Source organism: Microbacterium sp. UBA1097, from assembly GCF_002313585.1.
GTDB lineage: Bacteria > Actinomycetota > Actinomycetes > Actinomycetales > Microbacteriaceae > Microbacterium.
In genome coordinates this window covers 3194-10374 of record NZ_DCBW01000070.1, presented here as the reverse complement: position 1 = coordinate 10374, position 7181 = coordinate 3194, and the positions used below count along the sequence as shown (strand labels likewise).

Annotated in this window: 7 protein-coding genes; 4 read left to right on the top strand and 3 right to left on the bottom strand. The window is 65.6% G+C overall.

What is annotated here, in order from left to right; all coding sequences use genetic code 11:
• From B4F19_RS15770 to B4F19_RS15760, 3 genes are all read right to left on the bottom strand, one after another.
• A partial coding sequence (locus tag B4F19_RS15770; RefSeq protein WP_292736255.1) for a flavin-containing monooxygenase occupies window positions 1-1127 on the bottom strand: 1127 nt, incomplete at its 3' end.
• 44 nt (window positions 1128-1171) lie between these two features.
• Window positions 1172-1315: a hypothetical protein gene (locus tag B4F19_RS15765; RefSeq protein WP_292736252.1), complete on the bottom strand. Its 144-nt coding sequence runs from the start codon at window positions 1313-1315 to the stop codon at window positions 1172-1174.
• Window positions 1316-1459: 144 nt separating this feature from the next.
• Window positions 1460-3031 carry a helix-turn-helix domain-containing protein gene (locus B4F19_RS15760; protein ID WP_292736249.1) on the bottom strand — a complete coding sequence of 524 codons (1572 nt, stop codon included), beginning with the start codon at window positions 3029-3031 and terminating at the stop codon, window positions 1460-1462.
• A gap of 111 nt (window positions 3032-3142) precedes the next feature.
• Here B4F19_RS15760 and B4F19_RS15755 point away from each other — a divergent pair, with 111 nt between their 5' ends.
• From B4F19_RS15755 to B4F19_RS15740, 4 genes are all read left to right on the top strand, one after another.
• Complete coding sequence (locus B4F19_RS15755) at window positions 3143-4261, top strand: alcohol dehydrogenase catalytic domain-containing protein (protein WP_292736246.1); 1119 nt, start codon at window positions 3143-3145, stop codon at window positions 4259-4261.
• Window positions 4258-5088, top strand: a complete 831-nt coding sequence (locus B4F19_RS15750) for an alpha/beta fold hydrolase (protein ID WP_292736243.1) — start codon at window positions 4258-4260, stop codon at window positions 5086-5088. Before B4F19_RS15755 ends, B4F19_RS15750 begins: the two co-directional genes overlap by 4 nt.
• 15 nt (window positions 5089-5103) lie before the next feature.
• Entirely contained in the window at window positions 5104-5949 is an 846-nt protein-coding gene (locus B4F19_RS15745) for an alpha/beta fold hydrolase (RefSeq protein WP_292736240.1), read from the top strand.
• 3 nt (window positions 5950-5952) lie between these two features.
• A partial coding sequence (locus tag B4F19_RS15740) for an esterase/lipase family protein (protein ID WP_292736237.1) occupies window positions 5953-7181 on the top strand: 1229 nt, incomplete at its 3' end.

The following is a 7181-nucleotide window of genomic DNA, read 5'->3' as shown; positions in this document are numbered from 1 at the left end:
AGCACATCCAGCTCGTGCTCCACGCCGTCCGCGGTCTTCACGCCTCGCGGGGTGATCTCGACGATCGGGTTCTCCTTGATCGACACCAGCTTCACGTTGTCCTGGTTGTACACGTCGTAGTAGTCCTGGTTGCACAGCGGCCGCTTCGCATACGGCTGGGTCGGGGTGAGCAGTCGCGCCGTCTCCGGGTCCTTGACCGTCTCGGCGATCTTGCGGCGGATGAACGCAGCGGCTGCCTCGTTCGACTCCGGGCTGATGGCGATGTCGTTGAACGTGCCGAACATGAAATAGAATCCGTTGCCTCGGTCCCATGCCGCCTGGAACACGCGCTCCCGCTCGGCCTCGTCGACATCGGTGGCCGCGACGGTGGACTCCTCGAACCCGAAGGCGACGCCGGAGTTTCGGACCTGCTCCCAGATCTCCGGGAACCGGGACTTGTATCCGTCCACCTCCCCCGGGCCGACCGGTCCGTTGCCGGAGGGGACGCTGTACTGCGCCGAGCGCTGGAACACGGTCAGGTGCGACACCTGCTTGGCCGCGGCGACGATGAACTGTGTTCCGGTCGAGCCAGTGCCGATGACCCCCACCCGCTTGCCCTCGATCGACAGGTCCTCCGGCCACTCCGCGGTGTGCACGAGGCGGCCTTCAAACGAGTCGATCCCGGGGATGTCGGGGATGTTGGTTGCTGCGAGCAGCCCCAGCGCCGTCACCACGTATCGGGCCGTGAAGGATTCTCCGGCGGAGGTGCCGACCGTCCAGGTGTTGGTGGCTTCGTCGAAGACGATCGACGTGACTTCGGTGTTCAACTGGAAGTCCTTGCGGAGGTCGTACCGGTCGACGACGGTCTCGAGATAGCTGAGGATGTCGGGCTGGTCGATGTACTTTCGGGCCCAGTCCCACTCCTGCAGCAGTTCGTCATCGAACGAGTATCGGTAGAAGGGGCTCTCCGTGTCGGACATGGCGCCGGGGTACCGGTTCCAGTACCAGGTGCCTCCGATGCCGGCGCCCTTCTCGAACCCGCGGACGCGCAGGCCGAGCTTGTCGCGCAGTGTGTGCAGCTGGTAGATGCCGCCGAATCCGGCGCCGACGACGATCGCGTCGAGGTCCGTGGTCTGTGTGGATGTCATGGTGCAACTCCTTCGTTGAATGAGGTGGGTGGGGGTGCTGCAGGTCAGTGGCGAAGCCACTGGCCGATCGCCGCAAGCTCCGCGTCGACGTCCGCGTCGCGGCCAGCCAGGAACGGGTAGACGTGCTGCTGTCCTTCGGCGACATGCAGGGTGACGTCAACGCCGGCGCCCTTGGCGCGCTCTGCCACGCGGATGGCATTGTGGCTCTTCGGACATTCGGTGGGGTGAAGTCGGGCGTGTAGATCGAGGTCCCGAGGCGACTTCCGCGACCGCGGGCTCGATGGTTCCAGCCCTGAACCCAAAGGCCCGGATAGCAGCGTGGTGCAGGCCGCCTACGCAATAGCGCTGGTGTGCGGCTCCAGGAGCACCTCTGCCCGCAAGGCAAGATGGGTGTCGAGGCTCCTCGGTCCGTTCCTCCAACCTGGGAGCATGTCATCCAATCGAGAGAGACGCTGGCGGACGGTGTTCTCGTGGAGGTGGAGCTGAGAGGCGACGGCGCCGGTCGATCCCTGCGAGTCGAGATATCTCAATGCGGTGTCGCGCAGCGTGACATCGCGCGGCGTGCCGCTGATGATCGGCGCCAACTGAGAGTGGATGAGACGATGTGCGTCCTCTGGTGTTCCGCCGATCGCGAAGGCCACGACTCCGAGGTCGGTCCGCGCATGCAGCCGGCCCCTCCTGGCAAGGCGTCGCGATGCTGTGGCAAGCATCAAGCTTTCGCCGCATGCCGCAGACAGGTCCGCGTCTGTTTCTGCCGTGCCAACACCGCCCCAATATGGGGACGACGAGAGTGCTTCTTCTGCACGGGCGAGTGTGTCGTCGCCGTGTCGGACAATGATGATGAGGTGGCCGTGTCGCGCGGCTGAGAGTGCCTTGGAGCCCAGCGCGTTGCGAACTCTCGCCGCTGCTTGCCGCAGCACGAGAGGGTCATCGATCTCGGCGACGGCGACGTCGTAAGCACCGGATCCAGGTAGCCCGGTGCGTAGTGCAGGTCCGGAGGTGCGTGTTGACGGTTCGACGAGGCGCTGGACGAGTTCGATCTCTTGGAAGTGCCGTGCGTCCTCGATGGCGTTCTCGTAGAGCGCTGCGGTGGACACGAACGCGCCCACCAGCGCGACCATGTCCGACGTTGGCTCCTGGTCAGTCCCGATGAACTCGATGGTGCCCCCGCCTTCGAGAGGAACGGCCCGCCCGGCGTTGTCCGCGGTAGCGCCGGAGTCACCGAACCGCACGATTCCTCCGAGTGCTTCGGCGGCTGTGGACATCAGATCCGCTGAGCCTCCGCCCGACACGAGCACCGAGACGAGCTCGCGGGCCAGACGCAATTCCGCGACGGTGTCCGACATCAGGTCGCGAAGGCGGGAGACCTCGAGATTGAGCTCTTGCCGCCCCTGTTCGATATCTCGGCGGAGGAGATAGATCTCGACAGCCGTCGACCCGATCAGAGCCGCGGACTCCAGCAACGCTCGTTGATCGGGCGTGAACGACCCTGGCGTGCGGTTTGCCACGGTGAGCGCCCCCACGACCTCGCCGCCTGCACGCAACGGAATACCGAGGATCGCGCGAACCCCTTCGCCGTTGACCGCAACGTCAACGTCCGCGATATGCAGCTTCGCAAGGTCGGGGAGGTAGTCGGGGCTCTCGGCGATGACACCTGCGGCGGCCATCCCGAGCACGCCCGTTCCAATGGGCATTGCGATCGCAGCGTACCCGGGCGTGCGAACACCGTCTGAGAACTGGATGTGGGTCTCCCGGCCCTCCGCATCGTTCAGGCTCACATACGCGAGATCGGTGCCGAGTGCCACTCGCACCCGCCGAACCAGCCCGGTCAGGATCAGATCGGGATCCTGCAGAGCGGTCAGATCCTGCGCGATGGCGTGGAACAGATCCGTGGGTGCGGTCATAGGGGCTCCAGTGTTGAGTTCAACACAAGAATGACACGGATCCGTGGGTAGCAACATAGATGTTGCCATCGTGAGCTTCGAAAATGGGAGGACCCTCAAGGAAGACGGCATATGAAGATCCACGGAGCAGTGCTCGAACGCAGCGGTGCGCAGCCGCCCTATGCCGCGAGTCGTCCGCTGGTGGTCACAGAGATGGAACTCGATCCTCCGGGTCCGACCGAAGTCCTCGTGCGCATCGAAGCTGCGGGGATCTGTCACTCGGATCTGTCGGTCGTGGACGGGAACCGGGAACGTCCTCTGCCCATGCTGCTCGGACACGAGGCGGCGGGGATCGTCGTCGATGCCGGCGAGGATGTTACCGACCTGTGCGTTGGGCAGCGCGTGGTGGCGGCGTTTCTTCCTCGGTGCGGCGCCTGCGCGGCCTGTAAGACCGACGGTCGTCTGCCGTGCACGGTCGGGTCGCGAGCGAACGGCGAGGGGGCGCTCATCGCAGGTGGTCGCCGCCTGCATCGGGACGGTGAAAGCGTCGCCCATCATCTCGGAGTCTCCGGCTTTGCGACCTATGCGGTGATGGATCGGTGCTCGGTTGTCCCGGTCGGCAATGACGTGCCGCCGGACGTCGCGGCAGTGTTGGGGTGTGCGGTACTCACCGGCGGTGGCGCAGTTCTGAATGCGGGCCGGCCGCATGCCGGTCAGACCGTCGCCGTCGTCGGACTTGGCGGAGTCGGCATGGCGGCGCTTCTTGTCGCAGCCTCTCTCGACGGAGTTACGGTCATCGGCGTTGACGCGAATCCGGACAAGGTGGCTGCAGCGCCCGCTTTCGGCGCACACCGCGCGCTCACCCCCAGCCAGGCACTGGCCGAGCATCTCGTCGCGGACGTCGTTGTCGAGTGCGCCGGGGTCGTGCCCGCATTCGAGACCGCGGTCAAGCTCACCGCACCCGGGGGGCGCACCGTCACCGTCGGGCTGCCTGCACCGACCGCACAAGCGCGCATGTCCCCGCTTGACCTCGTCTCCGGCGCGAGAGAAATCGTCGGCAGCTATCTCGGGTCCGCCGTCCCTTCTAGAGATATCCCGTACTACGAGACTCTCTGGCGGACAGGCAAGCTGCCGCTGGAGAAGCTCATCTCCACCCATATCCCGTTGTCCGAGGTCAACGCGGGCTTCGACGCCCTCGCCCGCGGTGAAGCCATCCGACAGATCATCCAGTTCCCCGGGGCGTGCGCATGACGGGCCTCCTCGAGCGCCGGAGCCTCAAGACACCGGACGGGACGCTTCTGCACCTCGAGGGGCAGGGAGCTCCCACCTGCCTGATGGTGCACGGCCTTGGCTACGCGAGCTGGGAAACGAAACCGCTGCGGGACAACCTCCCGACCGGCTACGGCCTGTGGAGCCTCGACAATCGCGGCACGGGACAATCGTCGACACTTCAGGGGCCATGCTCCATCGACGACCTCGCCGACGACGCGGCGAGAGCCATCAACGAGCTCCGCTCGCCGCTCGTTGTGATCGGGCACTCGATGGGCGGCTATATCGCGCAGACCCTCGCTGCGGCCTACCCAGACATGGTCAGCGCACTGATTCTGATAGGGACCAGCCCCGGGGGCCCGCGGTCCGAGCCTGTGCCGGTCTCGACGACCCGCGCGTGGCAGGCAGCAGCAGGGCAGGCTCCAGACCTCTACGCGCGGCGGACCATGCCGCTCTCGTTCCGGCCCGGCTGGCCCCAGGAGCATCCCGAGCAGTTCGAGCAACTGCTCGGGGCACGCCTCACCCACCCCACACCGCAGCAGACCTGGCGAGCACAATTCGCCGCCTGCGAGACCTTCCTCGCAGCAGGCCTCGACGTGAGCCGGATCAGCTCGCCCACGCTGGTGATCCACGGCAGAGACGACCAGATCGTCCCGGTCGCGAACGGGCGCCTCCTCGCCGAAGCCCTGCCCGACGCGACCTACAGCGAGATCCGGGCAGCCGGACACGTCGTACACCTCGAACAGCCCGCTCTGATCGCGGAGACGATCTCGTCATTCATGAACGACCTTCACCTCACCCATCCCTGAAGAGAGGAAACCGCCATGCCCGTCATTGAAGTCGAGCCCGGCATCAACATGCACTACGAGGATCGTGGCATCGGCGCCCCGATCGTGTTCATCCACGGCTGGGGCGGCAGCGCCGACGCCTGGGACCTGCAGGTTCTCGACCTCGCCCACCACTACCGATGCATCACCGTCGACCTCCGCGGCCACGGTGACTCGGACAAGCCCTGGGGCGACTACACCTACGACCTTTTCGTCAGGGACCTGCACGTCCTCATCGAGAAGCTCGGACTCGACGCCGTGACGCTCGTCGGCTGGTCCATGGGCGGACACATCGCCCTCAAGTACGCGCACGAGCACCCCGAGCACCTCGCTCGCGTTGTCATCACCGGCAGCGGCCCCCGGTTCTGGCAAGCCGAGGACGCCCTCTACGGCACCCCGGCCGACGACGTACAGGGACTCATCGACGCCGTCCGGCTCGCCCGCACCGAGACCATCGCCGGCCTCTATGGCAACAACTTCCACCGAACCGACCTCAACCCCACCAAAGACTGGTTCGTGCAGATCGGGTGGAAGGTCCCCGCATTCGTCGGACTCACGAGCATCCAGGCACTTATCGACAACGACCTGCGCAGCGTCCTCCCGTCGATTCAGATTCCGGTGCACGTGTTCACCGGCCGCCACGACATCATCTGGGATCCCCGCTGGAGCGAAGAAGCCCACCGTCTGCTTCCGAACTCGACTCTGACTCACTTCGAGAACAGCGGCCACGTCGCCTTCATCGAGAACCGTGCGGAATGGAACGACGCGCTCACCGATGCGATGGAGGGTAGGACCCTCCCGGAGTCGGTCGGCGCCAATGCCGCCGTAGAAGGGGGGGTGTGAACGATGAAGAACCTCACGCTCAAACCCGGACGGGCAGCGGCCGTCCTCGCGTCGCTGGCGCTCATCGGTGCCATCGTGACGGCGCCGGCCGCCGCTTCGGCAACCGGGCCAGTCACGCTCGAGGCGACCTTCACCTCACCGTCCTATGGGTGGTCGAAGGTCGAGCGCTGGTACGACTCCAACCCCGGTTTTATCCCGGCGCAGTATCCGTCAGACGGGCGCCTGGATCAGACGGGGCAGCGGCTCACGTTCTTCGGCGCCGCCAAACCGAACGCCGGGCGATTCCTGCTCTCCTACGGGCCCGGATGGTCGACCAACCCGAAGACTATCCCCGTGCTCCTGGTCCCGGGCGCCTACGAGACCGCGGATTATGCGTATGCGAACCCCAGCACGAGCCCGATTGGCTGCGGCGCCAGCACGTGCCCCACCACCGGGCTCATGCAGTCGCTCGCAACAGCCGGGTACAAGGTCTTCGGCATCACGTTCCCACACATCGTCGGCAACAACTACAACGACGCCGAACAGATTCGGGACGCGATCGACGTCATCAAAGCCCAAACGGGAGCCTCACAGGTCGACGTCGTCGCATGGTCAATGGGAACCCTCGCCAGCCGCATGTACGCATCCAGCGTGAAGCAGAGTTGGGGCACCGCTTACGCCGGCGACATTCGCAAGCTCGTGCTCATCGGCGGCCCCAACAACGGGTGGGACTACACCTTTCGGCACGGCACCTGGCCCGCGATCAGCACCTACCCCGAATGCGGAGGCGGGACGATCGGCGGCACAGCAGCAATCTGGCAGAACTGCTACGGCGTGCTCTACTCCCACCCCGAGCTGACCGCGTACGTCACCCCCTCCGGCGACTACTTTCCCGGCATCCGCCAGATGCTCAAACGCTGGGACAGCACCTACCCGATCAACCTCGCCAACCCCGACGCGTGGACCACGTACTACGGAGGAACAGGTTCCTACGGCCAGAGCTACGGGATCGACTACGCCATCTCCCAAGGGTCCCTCATTGGCACCGTGCGCAGCTCCACCATTCCGTCGACCATCTCCACATACCTGCTCTGCGGGAACAACCCCAACATCCCGAGCTGGAACAACGAGACAGACGGGCCCAGCGACGGCACCATCCTCCTCAACAGCTGCAGCGACACCGGAGCCATTGGAGCGGTAGCCGGCAATGTCACGCTCAACCTGAACCACATCCGGCTCACCTGGGACAGCAC

Excerpts from the sequence above, each read along its gene's own strand:
- B4F19_RS15760 (WP_292736249.1), bottom strand. The coding sequence starts at position 3,031 with ATGACCGCACCCACGGATCTGTTCCACGCCATCGCGCAGGATCTGACC.
- B4F19_RS15745 (WP_292736240.1), top strand. The coding sequence starts at position 5,104 with ATGCCCGTCATTGAAGTCGAGCCCGGCATCAACATGCACTACGAGGAT.
- B4F19_RS15750 (WP_292736243.1), top strand. The coding sequence starts at position 4,258 with ATGACGGGCCTCCTCGAGCGCCGGAGCCTCAAGACACCGGACGGGACG.
- B4F19_RS15755 (WP_292736246.1), top strand. The coding sequence starts at position 3,143 with ATGAAGATCCACGGAGCAGTGCTCGAACGCAGCGGTGCGCAGCCGCCC.